The 19,374-nt window shown below is 69.2% G+C and carries 22 protein-coding genes; 8 read left to right on the top strand and 14 right to left on the bottom strand.

Features of this window, described 5'->3' with window-relative positions:
• Positions 1–2: 2 nt before the first annotated feature.
• Both ASG12_RS06115 and eccB read right to left on the bottom strand, forming a co-directional pair.
• Positions 3–434 (bottom strand): CD225/dispanin family protein, encoded by a 432-nt coding sequence (locus ASG12_RS06115; protein WP_162243402.1) that lies wholly within the window; start codon positions 432–434, stop codon positions 3–5.
• Positions 435–556: 122 nt separating this feature from the next.
• A complete protein-coding gene (gene eccB / locus ASG12_RS06110) occupies positions 557–1,996 on the bottom strand; it encodes a type VII secretion protein EccB (protein WP_082501673.1) in 1,440 nt (479 codons plus the stop codon).
• A 113-nt stretch (positions 1,997–2,109) separates the two neighbouring features.
• On the opposite strand from eccB, the gene eccE reads away from it, so the two are divergent.
• The gene (gene eccE / locus ASG12_RS06105) at positions 2,110–4,200 is read left to right on the top strand and encodes a type VII secretion protein EccE (protein WP_055786396.1); all 2,091 of its coding nucleotides are present in this window, start codon (positions 2,110–2,112) and stop codon (positions 4,198–4,200) included.
• Between the two features lie 82 nt (positions 4,201–4,282).
• Here eccE and ASG12_RS06100 read toward each other — a convergent pair whose 3' ends face one another.
• From ASG12_RS06100 to ASG12_RS06070, 7 genes are all read right to left on the bottom strand, one after another.
• Complete coding sequence (locus tag ASG12_RS06100) at positions 4,283–4,576, bottom strand: WXG100 family type VII secretion target (protein ID WP_055786393.1); 294 nt, start codon at positions 4,574–4,576, stop codon at positions 4,283–4,285.
• 53 nt (positions 4,577–4,629) lie between these two features.
• Positions 4,630–4,953 carry a WXG100 family type VII secretion target gene (locus ASG12_RS06095; RefSeq protein ID WP_055786391.1) on the bottom strand — a complete coding sequence of 108 codons (324 nt, stop codon included), beginning with the start codon at positions 4,951–4,953 and terminating at the stop codon, positions 4,630–4,632.
• Between the two features lie 82 nt (positions 4,954–5,035).
• Positions 5,036–5,827 carry an ESX secretion-associated protein EspG gene (locus ASG12_RS06090; protein WP_156377933.1) on the bottom strand — a complete coding sequence of 264 codons (792 nt, stop codon included), beginning with the start codon at positions 5,825–5,827 and terminating at the stop codon, positions 5,036–5,038.
• A 5-nt stretch (positions 5,828–5,832) separates the two neighbouring features.
• Positions 5,833–6,795, bottom strand: coding sequence for a PPE domain-containing protein (locus ASG12_RS06085; RefSeq protein ID WP_055786383.1), 963 nt, complete (start codon positions 6,793–6,795; stop codon positions 5,833–5,835).
• A 31-nt stretch (positions 6,796–6,826) separates the two neighbouring features.
• Positions 6,827–7,129 (bottom strand): PE family protein, encoded by a 303-nt coding sequence (locus ASG12_RS06080; protein WP_055786380.1) that lies wholly within the window; start codon positions 7,127–7,129, stop codon positions 6,827–6,829.
• Positions 7,130–7,195: 66 nt separating this feature from the next.
• Positions 7,196–8,434, bottom strand: a complete 1,239-nt coding sequence (locus ASG12_RS06075) for a hypothetical protein (RefSeq protein WP_156377932.1) — start codon at positions 8,432–8,434, stop codon at positions 7,196–7,198.
• 71 nt (positions 8,435–8,505) lie between these two features.
• Entirely contained in the window at positions 8,506–8,823 is a 318-nt protein-coding gene (locus tag ASG12_RS06070; protein WP_055786374.1) for a type VII secretion target, read from the bottom strand.
• 253 nt (positions 8,824–9,076) lie between these two features.
• Here ASG12_RS06070 and ASG12_RS06065 point away from each other — a divergent pair, with 253 nt between their 5' ends.
• On the top strand, positions 9,077–9,544 hold the full coding sequence (locus tag ASG12_RS06065) for a hypothetical protein (RefSeq protein ID WP_055786371.1): 468 nt from the start codon (positions 9,077–9,079) through the stop codon (positions 9,542–9,544).
• Complete coding sequence (locus ASG12_RS06060; protein WP_055786369.1) at positions 9,541–9,951, top strand: YbaB/EbfC family nucleoid-associated protein; 411 nt, start codon at positions 9,541–9,543, stop codon at positions 9,949–9,951. The genes ASG12_RS06065 and ASG12_RS06060 overlap by 4 nt, the downstream gene beginning before the upstream one ends.
• 16 nt (positions 9,952–9,967) lie before the next feature.
• Here ASG12_RS06060 and ASG12_RS06055 read toward each other — a convergent pair whose 3' ends face one another.
• The 5 genes from ASG12_RS06055 to cysD are packed head-to-tail and all read right to left on the bottom strand — an operon-like array spanning position 9,968 to position 14,190.
• Positions 9,968–10,285 carry a DMT family transporter gene (locus ASG12_RS06055; RefSeq protein ID WP_055786366.1) on the bottom strand — a complete coding sequence of 106 codons (318 nt, stop codon included), beginning with the start codon at positions 10,283–10,285 and terminating at the stop codon, positions 9,968–9,970.
• Complete coding sequence (locus ASG12_RS06050) at positions 10,285–10,635, bottom strand: DMT family transporter (protein WP_055787795.1); 351 nt, start codon at positions 10,633–10,635, stop codon at positions 10,285–10,287. The genes ASG12_RS06055 and ASG12_RS06050 overlap by 1 nt, the downstream gene beginning before the upstream one ends.
• An 8-nt stretch (positions 10,636–10,643) precedes the next feature.
• Positions 10,644–11,399 (bottom strand): 3'(2'),5'-bisphosphate nucleotidase CysQ, encoded by a 756-nt coding sequence (locus ASG12_RS06045; protein WP_055787792.1) that lies wholly within the window; start codon positions 11,397–11,399, stop codon positions 10,644–10,646.
• 14 nt (positions 11,400–11,413) lie between these two features.
• A complete protein-coding gene (gene cysC / locus ASG12_RS06040; RefSeq protein WP_055786364.1) occupies positions 11,414–13,276 on the bottom strand; it encodes an adenylyl-sulfate kinase in 1,863 nt (620 codons plus the stop codon).
• Positions 13,276–14,190 (bottom strand): sulfate adenylyltransferase subunit CysD, encoded by a 915-nt coding sequence (gene cysD, locus ASG12_RS06035; protein ID WP_082501670.1) that lies wholly within the window; start codon positions 14,188–14,190, stop codon positions 13,276–13,278. The genes cysC and cysD overlap by 1 nt, the downstream gene beginning before the upstream one ends.
• A 58-nt stretch (positions 14,191–14,248) precedes the next feature.
• Between cysD and ASG12_RS06030 the strand changes: the two genes are divergently transcribed.
• The 5 genes from ASG12_RS06030 to ASG12_RS06010 are packed head-to-tail and all read left to right on the top strand — an operon-like array spanning position 14,249 to position 19,337.
• On the top strand, positions 14,249–15,142 hold the full coding sequence (locus ASG12_RS06030) for a helix-turn-helix domain-containing protein (protein ID WP_082501669.1): 894 nt from the start codon (positions 14,249–14,251) through the stop codon (positions 15,140–15,142).
• A 42-nt stretch (positions 15,143–15,184) separates the two neighbouring features.
• Entirely contained in the window at positions 15,185–16,081 is an 897-nt protein-coding gene (locus ASG12_RS06025; RefSeq protein ID WP_055786356.1) for an enoyl-CoA hydratase, read from the top strand.
• Positions 16,082–17,266, top strand: a complete 1,185-nt coding sequence (locus ASG12_RS06020) for an acyl-CoA dehydrogenase family protein (RefSeq protein ID WP_055786353.1) — start codon at positions 16,082–16,084, stop codon at positions 17,264–17,266. It begins immediately after the preceding gene.
• Positions 17,263–18,231, top strand: a complete 969-nt coding sequence (locus tag ASG12_RS06015) for an acyl-CoA dehydrogenase family protein (protein WP_055786349.1) — start codon at positions 17,263–17,265, stop codon at positions 18,229–18,231. Before ASG12_RS06020 ends, ASG12_RS06015 begins: the two co-directional genes overlap by 4 nt.
• Positions 18,228–19,337 carry an acyl-CoA dehydrogenase family protein gene (locus ASG12_RS06010; RefSeq protein ID WP_055787789.1) on the top strand — a complete coding sequence of 370 codons (1,110 nt, stop codon included), beginning with the start codon at positions 18,228–18,230 and terminating at the stop codon, positions 19,335–19,337. Before ASG12_RS06015 ends, ASG12_RS06010 begins: the two co-directional genes overlap by 4 nt.
• Positions 19,338–19,374 lie beyond the last annotated feature (37 nt).

Raw genomic sequence — 19,374 nt, 5'->3', positions numbered from 1 at the left:
GATCAGTAGGTGGTCGGCGACGCGAGGGATGCGGCCTCGCGGAGGAGCACAAACTGCACCACCACCAGTAGGACTACCGCGATGAGCCCGCAGACGACGGCGATCTTCCCAAGGCGTGCAACGGAATTCGACGCAGCATGGGCCTCGGCGACACGTCCCTGAGCGAGAAGCATAGGCACCGACAGGCTGCGGCTGAAGGCGACGAAGGCGAGTGGCCAGAAGAAGATCAGCGCCGCGACGGCCCATGCACCGTTCGCGGTGGGCGCCGCGGTCGGTGCGAGCGGAGGCATCTGGACCGCGGGCGACGGGTGGAACACCGGCGCGGGCGGCGTGGCGGCGGGGTGGGCACGGTGCGGCTGGTTGGCGACCGCGACTCGACCGCGACCTGCGACGGCGATGCGGGTGGTGGGCTCGTTGCTGGCGTAGCTCATCATCGGAAATCCTCGGGGTAGTCGGTTGTCGGCCGCCGTGTCGGCGATCCGCGACCGCTCGCGGCGGCCACACCCCATCAGATGCAGTCGGCCCGCCGAAGGTTCCCGGCCAGTCGAGAAACCCTCTACGAACCCGCGGTGGGCTCGATGTCGGACTGCGAGATCAGTGCCGCGTTGCGCGCCAGTGCAGGGCCCGGCGGGATCAACTTCACGACGGGGTACGGCGCCGGCAACGGGTCGGGCATGCCCAGTGGTTGGACCGAACTCTCGGGCACGCCGTACCGGACGCCGGTGTCGGACACGTAGAAGTCCGACGCCGCTGCCCCGCTGTCGGGGTCCGAACCCGTGGTGCGGACGAAGTATCCCGAGCCCGGCGGGATGTAGGTCAGGTCGGCGGTCACACCGTCCGACCGTGCGCCGACCGATGGGATCAACGACTTCTGATCGGCGACCGGCACCGCCGGGGTCAGTGACACCGACAGCGCTGCGGGACGGTCGCGATCCTTGCGCCACCCCAGGCACAGCGTCTGTAGGGCGGTCCCGTCGACCTCCACCGGGGTGGTGTCCGGGTAGCCGTCGAGCTTCAGCGTGTCGACCTGGGGAACGGCGACAATGGCGTTGGGTTCGAGCGTCACCGGTTGTCCGCTCGACGCAACCGAGGCGCGGATGAGATCGGCCACGAACGGGGAGACGGCCTGTATGCCGTCGCTCAACACCACGTAGAGCTGCTCCTGGTTGCCCGCCTGCGCATCCAGGCTCGACACCCGCAGGATCGAACCGACCCGTGCGCCGCCGAGCCGGAAACGCGACGGGTCCCCGGCATTGTCGATCACCGGCGCCACGATCGGCGGCGCCGGTGGTAGCGCATCGAGAAGCGAGGTGCTCGCCGCACGCGGCGAGATGGATTGCAGCGCGAGAGCCTGGCGGATGACGGGATCCTCGGGATCGATCTGCGCACGGGTGTTGCGGTAGATCAGGTAGGAGGACTCGCCGTTGCGGGCGAAAAGTGCGTCGTTCGCGCCCAGTTGACGGGTACCGGTGCCGTACCGGGGTGTGCCGGCGACAACGGCCAACGACGGAGACCCATCGGGGTCACGGGGCTCGGTCAGCCGATCGCACACCGTCCACTCCGACACCCCGGGCGCGCCTCGCGCGATGAGACTGCTGGGCGCCCCGGGGATCCCGACCTGGGGCCCGCGGGGATAGTCGGCGAGAACGGAGTCCTTGACCGAGTTCGGATTCGCGGCCGACCCGGTGACCAGGCGTGCCGACGCAAGGTTCAGCGCCGGCCGCAACTGTCCGTTCAGGAGCACATAGAGCTGGCCGGAGTCCTTGCTCATCAAGATCTTCGAATCGCCCACCGAGCCCTGCGGCTTGAAGAACGACACCGCCACCGCGCCACCGAGGACGACCAAGGTGAGCACGAGCCCCACCACGAGGGACTTCACGTGCGCGCTCATCGGATCGTGGATCATGCGGACGTCCCGCCGCACCAGCGCGTGCTCCAGTCGGCGCAGCAGGAAGCGGTAACCGCTGACCTGTGACTTGGTCGTGCGCTGTGCCATCTCTCGACCCCGTTCGCCCTCGAAGGCCCGCTGCCCCACACCGCGCGGCGACGTCGAAAGCGACGGTCCGAGCAGCCATTCACCTGTACAGAACTGCTGTTAAGGTACTCGACGTGGCTCAACCGACTCGCCTCGGCACCTCCGCGCCGACGGGGGGCCTCACGCGAAATCTGCCCCTCTGGCCGGTCATCGCATCCGAGGTTGTCGCGATCGGCGTCTTCGCGCTGTTGCGGTCGACCGGGAGCACCTTCGTCGTGGCCACATCGGCGGCCGTCGTCATCGGTCTCCTCGGTGCGGCGCTCGCCGCGCGGCCGACGACGGGCATCTCGGTGTACGGCCGGATCGGGCGACGACTCGCATTTTTCCGACGCACCCGTCGGATGGCCCCGGATCTCCCGATCCCCTTCGATCTCCCCCAGCAAGACGGCACGACGATCGGTGCCCGCTGGGTGGACGACCGCCTGATCACCGTGGTGCGTGTGGCGCGGCCGGTTGCGCCCACCGGGCTGATCCCGTCGGCCAGCATCGTCTCGGCGTCACAGTTGTCGCTCGGGGTGATCGCGAAGGCACTGTCGCAGTTCGACATCGAGCTCGAGTCGATGGACGTGATCGCCCACGGATGGCGCGCACGCGCCGCCGCGCATCTCACCGATCCCTACCTGCGGTTGACCTCCAGGTTGCCGACCGTCCCACAGCAAGACGTCTGGGTCGTCCTCCGCCTCAATCCCCTACGCTGCCCGGACGCCATCGCATCTCGCGGCGGCGGATCAGCGGGAGTGCTGAAAACAGCGATGGCGGCGACGCGCAGGGTCGCCAATCAACTCGCGCACGAGGGATACCGGCCCACCATCCTCACCGCCCGCGGAATCACCGACATGGCATCCGACCTCATCGACCGGGCATCGGCGGGTGATCCCGTCGAGGAGTGGACCTCCGTGAGTCACCGTGCCCACTCGACGACCGCGTACACGATCGACGGGCCGCTCGACGCCCAACTGATGACCGCGATCTGGACCACGCCCAGTATCTCGACAACCTGCGCGGTGAGGCTCTCCCGTGACGGCAACCGCTACGCGATGTCGACGGTGGTTCGGTACTCGACAGTCGGCGAGCTGTCGCTGACGGTTCCCGAGGAACTGCGACGACTGGACGGGCGCCAGCTGCCTGCACTCCGACGCACGTTGCCGGTGGGGCGCGACCACGTTCCGGCATTGCCCACGGTCCCGATGGCCCTCGACGAGCTCAACGCACTCCGGTTCGTCGACGGCGGCCACGGCCAACTGTTCGGCGCCGATGCCCAGGGGCAGGCCGTCGCCGTGCCGCTGTTCGGTTCCGACGTGCGCCGGGTCGATCTCTTCGGCTCGGCGTTCCTGGCGCAGCAGATCGTGGTGCGCGCCATCGCGGTCGGGGCACGCGTCGTCATCCGCACCGACCGTCCCGAGGTGTGGCGGGGAATGGTCGACAACGTCAACGACTCGAGCACGCTGTTCATGTTCGACTCGCCCGTCGAGCAGCGGAACACGCTGAACGTGTACACGTTGTGCATCCTCGACGCCCGCGAGGCGACCGAGGACCACATGGTCGGAACGCAACTCCGCATCCACCGGACGGCCGCGGTTCCCACACCCATCGACGACGCCTCCGATGTCGCGATCTATCAGGTGAAGTCCGATGCACATCGCGTGTACGTCGTGACCCGCTCGGGAACGTTGGCGGTGTCGCTGGTGGCTCTACCCGCCGAAGGGGCGCTGATCGAGAGCGCACGCCAACAGGTTCGCGTTCCCGAACCGGTGGGTGCCGGCGCACCCGCTTCCGCCGGGCCGTTCCGTCCCGACGACGCCGAACGCCCATGGTCGCCGCCGCATCCAGGCCCAGATGGCGGCCAGGGGCGCACACCCGATGGTCCCGGTCCGGGTGGCGGCCACGGCCCCGACGGTGGCGACTTCCGGGACCCCAGCTTCCGACAGCCTGATCTCGGCGGCCGAGGCCACGATGCGGGTCGCGGCGGTGGTCCCCCTCGTCGTGAACCATTCCGGCCGGACCCGAGAGATCTGCCGCCGCAGCGCCGGCCTCCTGTGCCTGACAACAGATTTCGCATGCCAGGGCCGATGCAGCCGGGGCCCCCGCCGCCCGACCCACGTCAGCCGCATCCGCGGCACGACCCAGGTCCAGGACGCCACACCCGGCCCCCCGACGAGAACTGAGCCAGCACTCCAGACGAGCACTGCATGACAAAGGCGGGGAGTCCGATTCGGACTCCCCGCCTTTGTCATGCAGTGACAATGCTCAGTTGAACATCTTCGCCACGGCACGTTCCTGCTCACCCATGTCGCCGACGCCGTCGGTCGAGGCGCGGATGATCTGGTTGAGCGTCTCCTGGATCTCGGTGACGTCCTTGCGCCAGTTGTCGAACGTGCTGTTGAACGCTGCGTTCGAGGTGCTGTGCCAGCTTTCCCCGAGGTTCTTCTGCAGGTTGGTCACATCGTTGAGGAGACCGTCGAACTCCTGCTTGCACGACGCGATCGTGTGCAGGTGATCGAGGATTGCGGGGTTGTACGTGATCTGGCCGTCGTTTGCCATGATGTGTGTCCTTTGTTTGGTCGAGCTGGTGAGAAGGTGAGTCAGAAGAGCCGTCAGATGTTGAGGCTGCCGGCCGAGCTGATCTTGCTGCTGTTCTCTTCTTCCTTGCCCTCGAACTGCTTCGCGCCCTGCTTGACCAACTCGAGGATGTCCTGCATGTGACCCTGCAGCTTCTTGGCGGCGGTGTTGTAGCGCTCGTTGACGCCGACGAACTGCGTTGCCGCGCTGCCCTTCCACACCGCAGGGCTGGTGGCGTCCTGCACCGCCGTCTGCGTCTTACCGAGAAGGCCCTGCATGTGCTCCTGGATGCCGAGCGCCCTGTCGGAGAAGACAGTGGCGTCGGTTGTGTTGATATTCGTGCCGTTACCCGCGGTCATTCGAATCTCCCTTTGTAACCGTCCGACTCTCGGACATCTGCGTTGTCACGGGAGTGAACCTCCCGCCGATCCCAGCCGGCAGTCATGAGACGCCCCCTGGAAGTGTGTGTGCGAGTTGCCGCAACGCCGCTGCGATGCGGCTGCGATCGCCCGGTGCGATGGACGTCCACCTTTCGCCCGACACCGACGGTGTGGCGATCGAGACGATGCGCCCCCGGTTGGTGTCGAACACGGCGATGGCCGTCCGCTCGGACTCGCGGTCGCCATGCGCGACGATCTGCGTCTGCCCGTTGCATGACAGCAACGCATCGGCGAGCGTGCGCGCGTCGGTCTCGTCGAGCCCGTATCGGAAGAAGGCGGCCGCGTAGTCATCGGAGGTCTCACACCCGTCCAGATCGCGATCGATGACCTCGCTCGGCTGGTTGATCTCCCGGATCGACGCACCCGGCGCCTCCCCGACGAGTGACCCTATCTCCGTCTGGACAAGGCTGATGTCATCGCCGGCGTGGAGTTCTGAGGTGGTGAAGCTGGTGCCGTTGCGGGACAGGACGAATCGCCGCTCACCGACGCCCACGAGACATACCCGCAGCACCTGCGTCACGTCGATACGAACCATCCCCACCATCCAGTCGGGTGCGGTCGCCGCCTGTACCGCGCCACGGACCTCCAGGTCAACGTTCCCGGAATCGTCGAGCTCGCCGCGATCTCGCAACCGCCCGCGGACGCTGTCTCGGTGTGCCGCGGACAGGTCCACGTCTGCACCGGTTTGCTGCTGATCCAGACGCAACACGGACGGCATCGCCTGCACGCCGAGGGCGTCGATGATCACGGGGATCTCGTCGCCGGCGAACTCGTGGACGGTTCCTATTCCCATCACCGTCACACCTCATCCCGCTCGGCGACCCCGATGACAGGGGGAGCCGCGTCGGTGGACGGGGCGGGGACGACGTCCTGCACGGAGTCGTAGTTCGTCGCGGCGACCACCGGGGATGCCGATCCATCCGACGAGCCGGAGTGCGCGATACCGGCGCCGGACACCATCGGCGCGCCGGCCGGGGCAGCGGTGACCGATGTGCGCTCGACCGCAACCACCTCTTCGGTCGTCGCGGTCTCCACGCGCATCTCGGCGCGGTTGGTCTGGCTCACATACTGATCCGAGGCACGGACGGTGCCGCTGGGGCGGTTCATCGCTGCCACCGCGAGCATCGCGCCCTGCGCGGCGGCCATGGCGGCACCGTTCTGCGCGGCCAGTTTCGCCTCCGCCGCTTCCCTGGTCTGCGCAGCGAGATGGCGCTTGGCCAGATTCGTGGGGGCAGCGGGAACGTGCATCGGCTTCGACACCGGGGTGGTCGCGTGCTCGTAGGACTCCATCACCCGCGACGCCTGCGCCTTCATCCCGACCGCCTGCTCGTCGAGCTTCGCGAGGCCGCCGGAGATGAGCGCGGAGGGAGGCGCTGCGACCACCTTGATGGCCGCCTCGATCTGCGCGACCGCCGCGATGACCGCCGCATCGGGCATCGCGGCCACCGCCACCGTGTGCGCCACAGCCTGCCGTTCGATGGCTTCGGCGCTGCGCGACGCCATGTCGGCGGTGTCGCGAACCCACGCACCCAGGGCATCGATCGCCGCCAGGGCGCCGGCCACCGCCGACCCGGACCAACCCTCGAGAACCGACTTGCGCAGGCTGACGACATCGGCGTCGAGCTCGCGGAGGGTCCCCGCGATCGACGCCCAGGCCAGACCGGCCTCGAACATCGGCTTCGGACCGGCGCCCGCGGAGAGATCGCGGCTCAGGCGCTCGGCCTGCCGCGTCTCCCACCGAACTCCGGTGAACCCGATCATCGTGTCGTCCTCTCTCGCTCGTCTCGCCCGGTCAGATGCCGGAGAGGTTCTCCGACAGTGCGTCGTCGGACGCGGTCACCGTCTTGGTGCCGTCGCGCAGCGCGCTGGCGACGTCTCGTATCGCCTTCACACCTTTGACGATCTCCAGGTCGAAAAGTTCCGCTGAATCGGAAAAAGATTTCGCAGCCGCGACCGAGACCTCGTCTCGGCCGGCCGGCGCGACGTCGAGGGCCGGGCGGTGGGCACCGACACTCCGCTCGATCTCCGTCGCAATTCCCTCGAGACGGTTCACGGCACGGAACACCTGCTGCGGATCGACCGACAGGTCACTCATGGGTTGAACTCCTCAGGTTGTGGTTGTCGTCGTGTCACGGCGCTGCTCGGGATGAGCTCGCCGACATCAGGATTCGATCTCGTCGGGACTGTCCCACACCGATTCGGCGACGGACGGCTCCACGCCGCCGAGCACCGAGGGACTGGCGGTGGGCACTTCCCCGACCACGTCGTCGGCATGTCGCGCATCCACAGAGGTGTCCCGATCGGATGAGTGCGAGCTGTTCGATGCGGTGGCCCCCGCTGCACCGGCGGCGCCCATGGGCATGCCGCCCGGCGACACCGTGGACGCGGTCGTCGCCCGGCCCACGACCTCCTCCGAGGCCTGCGCAGCGGCGGTCGTTCGTCCCGACATCGGCGCATCGGAGGGCTTGGCGCTGAACGGTGACGTCGGCGCACTCGCACCCGCCGACGCTCCACCGAGGCCGGCCACGCCCGGGATGGCGCCTCCGCCACCGCCACCACCTGCCGATGCGCCCGAGGTCTTCGCCGCCAGGTCTGCGTTCTGGCCGCCGCGAAAGGGCTCGACGCGCGACGCGAAGCCCCGACCACCGGCCAGACCTCCGCCGGCGCCGCCGCCGACGAGCGACTGTATCGGGCTGGCGACCGCCTGGACCGCGGACGACGCCATCCCCGGGACGGCCGACATGACCTGCGGCGCCGCGGTGATCGCGACCGGCGCCCCGGCGACCGTCATGTTCGCGGTGTGGGCGGTGAGCTCGGCCCGGGTCTGCGCGACGATGCCCAGGCCCGTCGTGAGGTGCGCCGACGCAGACGCCATCGCGGCGGCGATCCCGGGTGGCGTCGTGATGAACGGGATGATCGCGCCGAGAGACGTGGCGAAGTTCGCGATCACGCCCTCGAGCAGGGCAACGCCCTTGCCGACGGTGGCCGTGGCGGTGGCGACGATGCGCGAGATGTCGCCACTCTGCGTCGCCGTGGTCGCGTTGTTCGCGTTGGCCTCGGTGCCCTTCACCATCGCCGAGGCGCCGCCAGCTCCGGCCCAGAAGGGCGCGACGGCGGACATGGCCTGATTACCCAGACCGATCACGCTCTCGAACGCCTGCTGCAATCCGCTGAACAACTGCGTCGGATCGAATGGGGCATTGGCCATGTTGCCCGACCCGAACCCTGCCAGCAGGTCGGTCAACGGCTTGAACAAGGCGGTGAGATCCAGCGGCGGCAACGACGGGAGCTGCGGCAGCGGCGGCATGGGCGGCGGATGCGGAATTGAGATCCCCTTGCCGGCGAGGATGTCCCCGACCGGCATGTGCAGAAGCGGCGCGACACCGCTGTGCTCGAGCATGTCCAGGACCGTCGGTCCGTGGCCTGCTCCGGCATCGTTCCCGGGTGCCGGCGCGTGGCCCGCACCCTCGGTCACAGCGTGGAGCCCGCTGAGCCCAGTGCGCCGGCCGTGTCGCCGTCGGTGCCCTCGTAGCCGGCTGCCGACTCGAACGCCGACGCGGCGCTCGCCGCGTGGACGGCCACCAGCGATGCGGTCGAGACCGCGTTCGAGAACTGGGCGCCGCCGAATCCGGCGAGAAAATCCTGGCCGATGAGGCCGAACACGGGAACCATCACGGCGATGTTGGCAGCGAGATCCATCGCGCCTGCGCTCTCGATCGCCGCTCCTACGCCGGCGACCGTGGTGCCGTAGGCACGAACAGCGTCGGGCTGAACAGAAACGTTCGTCATGAGTAACGACTCCCTGGGTGTCGTGACAGCCGGACGCTTGTCCAGCAGTCGTGTCGAGGACGAGGATAACCGACTTCGGAGCGGTATTCCACGCGATAGTTAGAGATCTTCACGACTCTGCATGATCGCGTCACAACTCAGATGCGCGAGACCTCTGATTGGTTCCATCGGACGAGCAAAATTTTTCCACGGCCCTGTGCAGAACGTCGACCGAGGGGCGGACGGTCGGCCCCGGTGATGTCACGATGTACCGGTGAGCAGCCACTCCGGCCGATACATCGGCAACGACTGGGACGACGACTGGGACGACCCCGACCCGGAGGACGCCACGGACACCGCGGGCGACGGTGCGGATGGTGCCGACACGCCGGCCGCGGCCGAGGACGAATGGTCGCTGCAGACGGTGGGCCGGGCCGCCACACCGACCGGTTCGATAGAGGTCCAGACCACCCTCAACGGCCTGCCGACCGCGATCCGCATCGAGCGGACAGAGATGGACGGTTCGGCGGCAAGGCTGGCCAAGACGATTCTCCTGCTGTGCAGGCAGGCCGGGGTGCGCGCCGGCGCTCGGCAGCGAGCCGAACTCCTCGCCGGGGGCCACACCCTCGAGGCCGTCTCGTACACGGGGCTGCCCGGGGAGCGTGAGGTCGCGGCGATCGATCGGGCGGTGGACGACTTCTTCGACGAGGACGAGACCGGAACGTGGTTGAGGCGAGTATGAGCGAACAGAATTTCCCGCCGCCCGCGCCGATCCCGGACAGCGCGCCGATGCCGCCCAAGTTCCCGATCACCTTCGACGATCTCGAGGCGAGCGCGCGCAGGGCCCTCGATCGGATGCAGTCGGCATCGGAGGCCATAGCGGGGATCCGGAACGAGTACTCCGACGATGACGAGCGGGTGACCGTCGTGGTGTCGGGGACCGGGGAACTCCTCGACCTCCGGATCGACGACGCGGCGATGAGCATGGAACCCGCCGATCTCGCCCAGCTGATCGTGACGACCGCGGGGGCCGCGGCCGGCAAAGCGTTCGGCGCGCTCGCGACGCAGATCGAGACGTTCAGCGAGGCGATGACCTCGGATCCGGGCCCTCTGGCCGGTCTCCAGACGCGACAGGCTCGGTCCGACTGACCCGCGGTGGGCCGGTTCAGGCCGCTCCGACCTCGATGAGCACGACACCGGCCATGACCGCCATGATGCCGAGCACCATCACCCGGGTGAGCGCCTCGCCGAACAGGACGCGCCCGGCGAGCGCGGTGAGTGCGACGCCGGTCGCAGCCCAGATCCCGTAGGCGACACCGAGTCCGACACCCGCCGCCAGGGTGGCCGACAACGCGACGAACGAGACCGCGTAGCCGACCGCGACGGCGATGTAGAAGGCCCTGCGCCCACCCGCGGCGACGCGCAACGCCACCGTGCCCGACACCTCGGCCAGCACGGCGATCGCGAGGTACAGCCACCCCATCAGTCGCTCGTCCCCGACGAACGACTTGCGGGTGAGCCGAACTCGATGCACAGCACCCCGCCGATCACCAGGACGATGCCGACGATCATCAGCGCGGTGAACGCCTCACCGAAGATGACCGCCGACAACACCGCCGTGGCGGCGACGCCGAGCGCACCCCAGATCCCGTAGGCGACACCGAGTCCCAGACCGGCACGCAGCACGCGGTCGAGTAGCACGAACGCGCCGAGATATCCGATCGCGACCACCAGGTAGAGCACGGGGTGATCGAGCGCGCCCTTGAGGGCGAGTGACCCCGCGACCTCGGCGGCGATCGCGCACCCGAGCAGCCCCCAGGTCCGCGGGGCCACCGCCTGTGTCACCGCGCCCGGCGCAGCGCCGCGAGGATGGTGTCGGACAGTTCCGGTCGGCAGATCACCAGGTCGGGCAGGTACACGTCGTCGGAGTTGTAGCGCAGGGGCGACCCGTCGATGCGGCTGCAGAAGAGTCCTGCCGCCTCGGCGACGGCAACCGGTGCGGCGGAGTCCCATTCGTACTGTCCGCCGGCGTGGACGTACGCGTCGGCCTCGCCGCGGACCACGGCCATCGCCTTCGCCCCGGCCGAGCCCAGCGGGGTGACGACCCCACCGACGGCGTCGGCGACGGCATCGGAGAACGTCGGTGGGCGCGATCCGCTGACCACCACGCGCAGGATGTCGTCGGCGCGGGGATCGAGCAGTCCGGCAACGGGTTCGGTCGGCATCGAGCCGGTGTCGTAGGTCACCCCCAGTGCGGGCAGGGCGACGGCGCCGGCGACGAGGCCGGTACCGGCGAACCACAGCGCCACGTGGACGGCCCAGTCGCGGCGACCCTCCGTGCGGTACTCGCGGGTGCCGTCGAGGGGATCGACGATCCAGACGCGATCGGCGGCGAGCCGTCGGCGGTCGTCGGCGGACTCCTCCGACAACACGGCGTCGTCGGGGCGCTCCGCCCGCAACCGTTCCAGCAGCAGATCGTTGGCCTGCTGGTCCCCGGCGTCACCGAGCTCGGTGCCGCTCAGTCCCCCCTCGGCCCGCAGCGTCACCAGCAACTCCCCGGCCGCGGTGGCCAGATCGGCGGCCAGGCGTGCGTCCACCGACGCGCCGCCCGTCACAGCCCGAGATCCCGGATGATGGCGTCGGCGATGTCGGTGGGTGACCCGTGGTCGGGGGTCACGACGATCTCGGCGTCGGTGGGGCGCTCGTAGGGCGAGTCGATCCCGGTGAACTGCTTCACCTCTCCCCGACGCGCGCGGGCATAGAGCCCTTTGGGGTCGCGGCGCTCGCACTCGGCGAGCGGGGTGTCGACGAACACCTCGAAGAACGGCAGGCCGGCGGCGGCATGGATCTCGCGGGCCCGCCGCCGTTCGGCTGCGAACGGGCTGATCAGCGAGACGATCGCGACCGAGCCCGAGTCGGCGAACAACGACGCGACCTCGGAGGTGCGTCGGATGTTCTCGCGTCGGTCGTCGTCACCGAAGCCGAGGTCGGAGTTGAGTCCGTGCCGCAAGTTGTCACCATCCATCAGGTAGGCGGGGCGCCCGGCCGCGACGAGACGACGCTCCACCTCCACCGCGATCGAACTCTTTCCCGATCCGGACAGTCCGGTGAGCCAGATCGTGGCACCACGATACGGGCGCTGATCGGGTGACACCTTCGACCCGTGCCACACGATGGTGCTCTGATGGTCGACCGGGCCGCTGATCATCCCCGCGGCGACGGTCGTGTTCGTCGCCTCGTCGACGAGGATGAAGCTGCCGGTGTCGCGGTTGCGGCGGTAGGCGTCGAACATCAGCGGCTGCTGCGCGTGCAGCGTGACACGTCCGATCTGGTTGACCGACAACGCTTCCGCGGTCTCGTCGCGGTGCAGCGTGTTGATGTCGAGCCGGTAGTTGAGGGTGGTGATCTCCGCGCGCACCGACGCCGTGGTCGCCGAGACGACGTAGCGGTTGCCCGGCCGCAACGTGGAGTCGTCGGAGAACCAGCACACCATCGCGTCGATGTCGCGCCCCACCCACGGACGGTTGTTGGGTCGCGCGATCATCTCCCCGCGGGTGATGTCGATCTCGTCGCGCAACGACACCGACACCGCCATCGGCGGGAACGCCTGCGCCACCTCGACACCCCCGGGCGCCCAGATGCGATCGATGGTGGTGGTGAAGCCGCCGGGGAGCACCACGACCTCGTCGCCGGGTGCGAAGGTGCCGCCGGCGACGGTCCCGGCGTAGCTGCGGTGATCGGAGCCGTCGCCGCGCTGCGGTCGGATCACGTACTGCACCGGCAGTCGGGCGTCGATCAGATTGCGGTCCGACGCGATGTGCACCTCCTCGAGATGGTCGAGGAGTGGCGCACCGTGGTACCAGCCCATGTTCGCCGACGGGGTCACGACGTTGTCGCCGAGCAGCGCCGACACCGGGATGAAGGTGAGGTCGGTGACGGTCAGTTTCGAGGCGAACGAGGCGAACTCGTCACGGATCTCGTCGAACCGGGCCTGCGAATAGTCGACGAGGTCCATCTTGTTGACCGCGAGTACGAGGTGCGGGATGCCCAGCAGCGACGACAGGAACGCGTGGCGTCGGGTCTGTTCGAGCACCCCCTTGCGTGCGTCGATCAGCACGATGGCGAGGTCGGCGGTCGATGCCCCGGTCACCATGTTCCGCGTGTACTGCACGTGTCCCGGGGTGTCGGCGATGATGAACTTGCGCCGCGGCGTGGCGAAGTAGCGGTAGGCGACGTCGATGGTGATGCCCTGTTCGCGCTCGGCGCGCAGGCCGTCGGTGAGCAGCGCGAGGTTCGCGTACTCGTCGCCGCGTTCGGCGCTGGTCCGCTCGATCGACTCCATCTGATCGGTGAAGATCGACTTCGAGTCGTACAGCAGGCGCCCGATGAGGGTCGACTTCCCGTCGTCGACACTTCCCGCGGTCGCCAGGCGCAGCAGTTCTTTTCGGCTCTCGGCCGCGATCGGCAGCGCCATCAGAAGTAGCCCTCCTTCTTGCGGTCTTCCATCCCCGATTCGGAGATCCGATCGTCGGCACGGGTGGCACCACGCTCGGTGAGTCGGGTGGCGGCGACCTCGGCGATGACCTCGGCGACCGTCGTGGCCGCACTGAGCACGCAGCCCGTGCAGGTCGCGTCGCCGACGGTCCGGAAGCGCACGGTCTCGGTACGTGCCGTCTCGTGCTCCGCGGTCTCGAGGAAACGGGTGCGCGCCAACAGCATCCCGTCGCGCTCGACGACCTCGCGGTCGTGGGCGTAGTAGATCGGCGGCAGGTCGATGGACTCGGCGGCGATGTACTGCCAGATGTCGAGTTCGGTCCAGTTGCTCAGCGGGAACACCCGGATGTGTTCGCCCGGTGCGTGTCTGCCGTTGTAGAGGTTCCAGAGTTCGGGCCGTTGCGCCCGGGGATCCCAGGCGCCGAACCGGTCACGGAAGCTGAAGACGCGTTCCTTCGCGCGGGCCTTCTCCTCGTCACGACGGGCTCCGCCGAACACCGCGTCGAAGCGGTTCTCGGTGATACCGCGCAGCAACGCGGCGGTCTGGAGCCGGTTGCGACTCGCGCCTGGGCCGGTCTGTTCGACGACCCGCCCCGCGTCGATGTCGTCCTGCACGCTGGAGACGAGCAGTCGCACGCCGGTCTCGGCGACGATCCGGTCGCGGAACTCGATCACCTCGTCGAAGTTGTGCCCGGTGTCGACGTGCATCAGCGGGAACGGGACGGGCGCGGGCCAGAACGCCTTGCGCGCCAGGTGGAACATCACCACCGAGTCCTTGCCGCCCGAGAACAGCAGACCGGGACGCTGCGCGGTGGCCGCTACCTCCCGGATGATGTGCACCGATTCCGCCTCGAGGGCAGCCAGGTGCGACAGCTCGTAACCGCCGTCGAGCATGTGACTCCTCCGACTCAGCGCTTGTGATGTCGATTATTCGACAGTAGCGTTCGACTATGTGACAGTAAACACCACGACGTCGGAGCGTCAACCGGCGTCGGCACCGACGCACCGCGTGGTCGCCGTCGTCGAGTTCCTCGCCTCCGACCCGTCCCGACGTCCCTCGCTCGCCGAGATCGTGCGCGCGGTCGGGATGACCCGTGCGACCGCGCACGCCGTGCTCGCCCAGTTGTGCGCGGACCGGTGGGTCGACCGCGGCGAGGACAACCGTTTCGCTCTGGCGCCGGCCTTCCTCGGACGGATGGCCGCATCGGTGCGCACACGCCCCCTGGTGGCGACCCTCGGCCCGTCGATACGTGCTGCCGCACGCGACCTCGCCATGCCGGTCTTCCTCGCCGAACGCGAGGACGCGTCCATCACCGTGGCCGACATCGCCGGCGACATCGCGTGGGCGCAGACCGGCATGCGCATCCCGATCTGGGCCCCGCTGTGTCGGGAGTTCATCACGTGGGAACGATCCACCGAGCGCGCGCAGTGGCTCGACACCGTCCCCGAGGCGGCGCGCGACGCGGTCGCCGACGTCATTCGCACCGTCGGCGATCGCGGTTTCAGCGTGGAGAACCTGGGGCGCGAGGCGACCGAGGTGATGGCGACGCTGCACTCGGTGCACCGCGCCGATTCGGCCCCGGCGGTGCAACGCCGCATCGCCGACCTGCTGATCGACCTGATGACGTCGGATTACCGACCGGAGGATCTGTCCGGGACGGTCCCGACCATGTCGGTCGCGGTACCCGTCGCCACCCCGGATCGGATCGAGTCCGACGGGTCGCACCGGGTGACCGCATCGCTCGTGGCCTGTCCGGGCGCGACGGTGGATGCACGCCGGATCGACCACATCGTGGAGCGCCTGCGCGAGGCCGTCACCACGACAGACGGTGCGACGACCCCCTGAGGTCGCTTTACCAACCAAGCACTTGCTAGGTATGGTCGGCCCATGACCTCACCACCGCAGATCCCGGCACCTCTCACCGGCGCCGAGCTGACCGCGGACTCCACGCCGGTCGCCTACGAGGTGGTCGACGGTGTCGCGTACGTGACCCTCAACCGTCCCGACTACCGCAACGCGCAGAACTCGGTGATGACCTATTCTCTCGACGCCGCATTCGTGAAGGCGGTCGACGACCGCGGGGTATCGGTGATCGTGCTGCGCGCCCACGGCAAACACTTCTCCGCGGGCCACGACATCGGCACCCCCGACCGCGACTTCCACGTCGAGTACCCCAACACGGCGACCATCTACTGGGACCACACCGACCGCACCGGCGGCGATCAGCGCCTCGCGCGCGAGATGGAGGTCTACGTCGGGATGTGCCGCCGCTGGCGGGACATCCCGAAGCCGATGATCGCGCAGGTACATGGCGCGTGCATCGCCGGCGGTCTCATGCTGGCGTGGATCTGCGACTTCATCGTCGCGTCCGACGACGCCTTCTTCTCCGATCCGGTTGCCCGCATGGGCATCCCGGGTGTCGAGTACTTCGCCCATGCCTTCGTCCTCGGCCCGCGGCGGGCAAAGGAGATCCTCTTCACCGGCCGTCGCTTCACCGCCGCCGAGGCGCTCGACTGGGGCATGGTCAACCACGTGGTCCCGCGTGACGAACTGTCGACGAAGGTCGCCGAGATCGCGGCGTCGATCACCGAGATGCCCCCGCTGGGTCTGGCGCTGTGCAAGAAGGCCGTCAACATCTGCGAGGACCAGATGGGCCTGCGGAACTCGATGGACTCGGTGTTCGGCTGGCACCATTTCGCCCACAGCGCGAACGCCGAGGCGTCCGACGGGGATGCGTTGGGCGGCATGGACGCCCGGTCGATGAAGGCAAGCGGGGCGTCGTAGATGGATCTCACGTTCGACAGCGACGTCGAGGGCTTCCGCCTCGAGGTGCGGGACTGGCTGCAGGCCAACGTGCCGGCCACCCCCCTGCCGTCGATGGACACCGCCGAGGGGTTCGAGGCGCACCGTGCGTGGGAGGCCACCATGGCCGACGCGCGGATGTCGGTGGTGAGCTGGCCGCAGGAGTTCGGTGGCCGCGACGCGAGCCTGCTGCACTGGGTGGTCTTCGAGGAGGAGTACTACCGTTCCCGTGCCCCGGGCCGCGTGAGCCAGAACGGCATCTTCCTGCTCGCCCCGACCCTCTTCGATCACGCACACCCCGAACAGCTGGCCCGCATCATGCCGAGAATGGCTCGTGCGGAGGACATCTGGGCACAGGCGTGGAGCGAACCGGAGGCGGGTAGCGACCTCGCGTCGCTGCGGTCGAGCGCGGTCCGCACCGACGGCGGCTGGCTGCTGCGGGGCCAGAAGACGTGGAGTTCCCGATCGAGTTTCGCCGACCGCGGGTTCGGATTGTTCCGCACCGACGCCGATTCCAGCCGCCACCGGGGGCTGACCTATTTCATGTTCGATCTCCGTGCCGAGGGCGTCACGGTGCGGCCCATCGCCCAGCTCGACGGCGAACCGGGTTTCGCCGAACTGTTCCTCGACGACGTCTTCGTGCCCGACGACCCTGACAACCCCGGGGAATCGGGGGTCATCGGCGAGGCCGGCAACGGGTGGAAGATCGCGATGAGCACCGCGGCCAACGAACGCGGTCTGTCGCTGCGGTCTCCGGGCCGGTTCCTGGCGACCACCGACCGGCTGCTCGAACTGTGGGGGCACCGGGATCCCACCGACCCCGACACCGCGGCGCTCGGCGCGCGTGTCGCCGACGCCTGGATCGGCGCCCGCGCCTACGAACTGTCGACGTACGCGACGGTCAGTCGTCTCGCCGAGGGCGGGCAGCTGGGGATGGAGTCGTCGATCACCAAGGTCTTCTGGTCCGAGTGGGACATCGCGACCCACGAGACCGCACTCGATCTCCTCGGCGCGGACGCCGAACGCGCCGACTCCCCCGGCGGTGACCACGACTGGATGGGCGGTCATCTGTTCTCCCTGTCGGGCCCGATCTACGCCGGCACCAACGAGATCCAGCGCAACGTGATCGCCGAGCGGCTGCTGGGACTCCCGAGAGGCGACCGATGAGATTCCTGCTCGACACCGAACACCTCGATCTCGCGGGCAGCATCGACGCGATGCTCGCCCGCGCCGACATGCCCGCGGTGGTGCGGGCGTGGAACGACAGCGATCACGCTCCGGGGCGCGCGGTGTGGCGCAGGCTCGCCGACACCGGCGTCACCGCGCTGCTCGTCTCCGAGGAGGCGGGCGGCGTCGGGGCGGGCGCGGTCGAGATGGTCGTCGCGGCCGAACAACTCGGACGCCACTGCGTACCCGGCCCGGTCGCCGAGACCGTCGCCGTCGTCCCGGTCGTGCTGTCCGCCACCGGACGAGCCGACCTCGCCGAACCACTGCTCGCAGGGGACCTCGCGACGATCGCGGTGCCCGACGAGGTGCCCTACGCCGCCGACGCGGTGACCGCCGACCTGGTTCTGCTGCTGCAGGATTCGACGCTGCACCTCGCCGAACCCGACGTCACCCATGCCTCGGTCGACCGGTCGCGGCACATCTCCACCGTCGTCGCCCGCGAGTCGGTGGCGACCGACGTCGATTCGCAGCGGGCCCTCGAGATCGGCGCGCTGGCCACCGCGGCGCAACTCGTGGGTCTGGCGTCGGCGATGCTGTCGACGGCGAGCGATCACGCGCGTAACCGGACCCAGTTCGGGCGCCCGATCGGATCGTTCCAGGCCGTGAAGCACCACCTCGCCGACGTCGCGATCGCCGTGGAGATGGCACGCCCCCTGGTGCACGGGGCCGCGCTGGCGATCGACTCCGGCGCCGCGACGACCGGACGCGACGTCTCCGCCGCCAAGGTGGCCTGCGGCCGCGCCGCCGACCTCGCGGCACGCACCGCCCTCCAGACCCTGGGCGCGATCGGCTACACCGCCGAACACGACCTGTCGCTCTACCTGACCAAGACCCGCGCGCTGCAGTCGGCGTGGGGTACCGCGGCGCGACACCGCCGCACGGTGCTGTCGGCGATCACCGCATGAGCGACACCGTGTTCGCCGCACCCGGGGTCGACACCGCCGAACAGTCCGCGCTGCGCGACTCGGTGCGCACCGTGCTAACCCGCCAGGGTGGATCGGCGTCGCTGCGCGCGGCCATGGCCGCGACCCCACGGTTCGACAGCTCCCTGTGGAGAACACTGGCCGAGCAGGTGGGGGTGGCCGCACTCGCCGTACCCGAACGGTTCGGCGGTGTCGGCGCCACGCTGGTGGAGAGCCACATCGTCCTCGAGGAACTCGGGCGGTCGCTGCACCCCGTGCCGATGCTCGGGTCGGTGCTCGCCACGCAGGCCCTGCTGCTGACCCGCGACGACGACGCGTGCGAACGACTGCTCCCCGGCATCGCCGAGGGGTCGTCGGTCGCCGCACTGTGCTGGGCCGACGAATCGGGCTGGGACACCCCCGGGGTGGTCGCGGAAGGGGGACTGCTGACCGGCACGGCGCACTACGTGCTCGACGGCGAGTACGCCGACGTGTTCCTGGTGATCGCCCGCTCCGGTACACACACGACGCTGCACGCGGTCTCCCCCGACGCCGACGGCGTGTCGCGGACCGCGCTCCCCGTTCTCGACCCGACGCGACCGCTGGCCCGGGTGACCTTCGACGACACGCCCGCCGAGACGATCGCCGCACCCGGCGACCTCATCGCCCGGCTGCAGGCCGTCGCCTCGGTCGCCCTCGGCGCCGAGCAGGTCGGGGTGGCCGCCGAACTGCTCGACCGCACGGTCGCGCACACGAGCGCGCGCACCCAGTTCGGCCGACCGATCGGCTCGTTCCAGGCCCTCAAGCACCGGATGGCCGACATGTTCGTCGCGGTCGAGTCGGCGCGATCGATCTCCTACGCCGCCGCCCACGCGGTGGCGCGCGATCCCGGACCGGCCGGCCCCGACCCCACCATCGCCGCGGCCCGCATCCACTGCGCCCGGGCCGCAGCGGCGGTCGCCGGCGAGGCGGTACAGATGCACGGCGGGATCGGCATCACCTGGGAACACGACGTACAGCTGTACTTCAAACGGGCCCACACCGGCGCACAGCTGTTCGGGCGTCCGCAGACGGCGACCGACGGTCTCGCTCGGTCGCTCGGACTGTAAAAAGTTCAGCCGTTCGACCGACTTGCGGCCACATCAG

Origin of the sequence: Williamsia sp. Leaf354 (genome assembly GCF_001424365.1) — a bacterium.
Classification (GTDB): Bacteria; Actinomycetota; Actinomycetes; order Mycobacteriales; family Mycobacteriaceae; genus Williamsia_A.
This window is presented reverse-complemented; position numbering and strand designations above follow the sequence as displayed.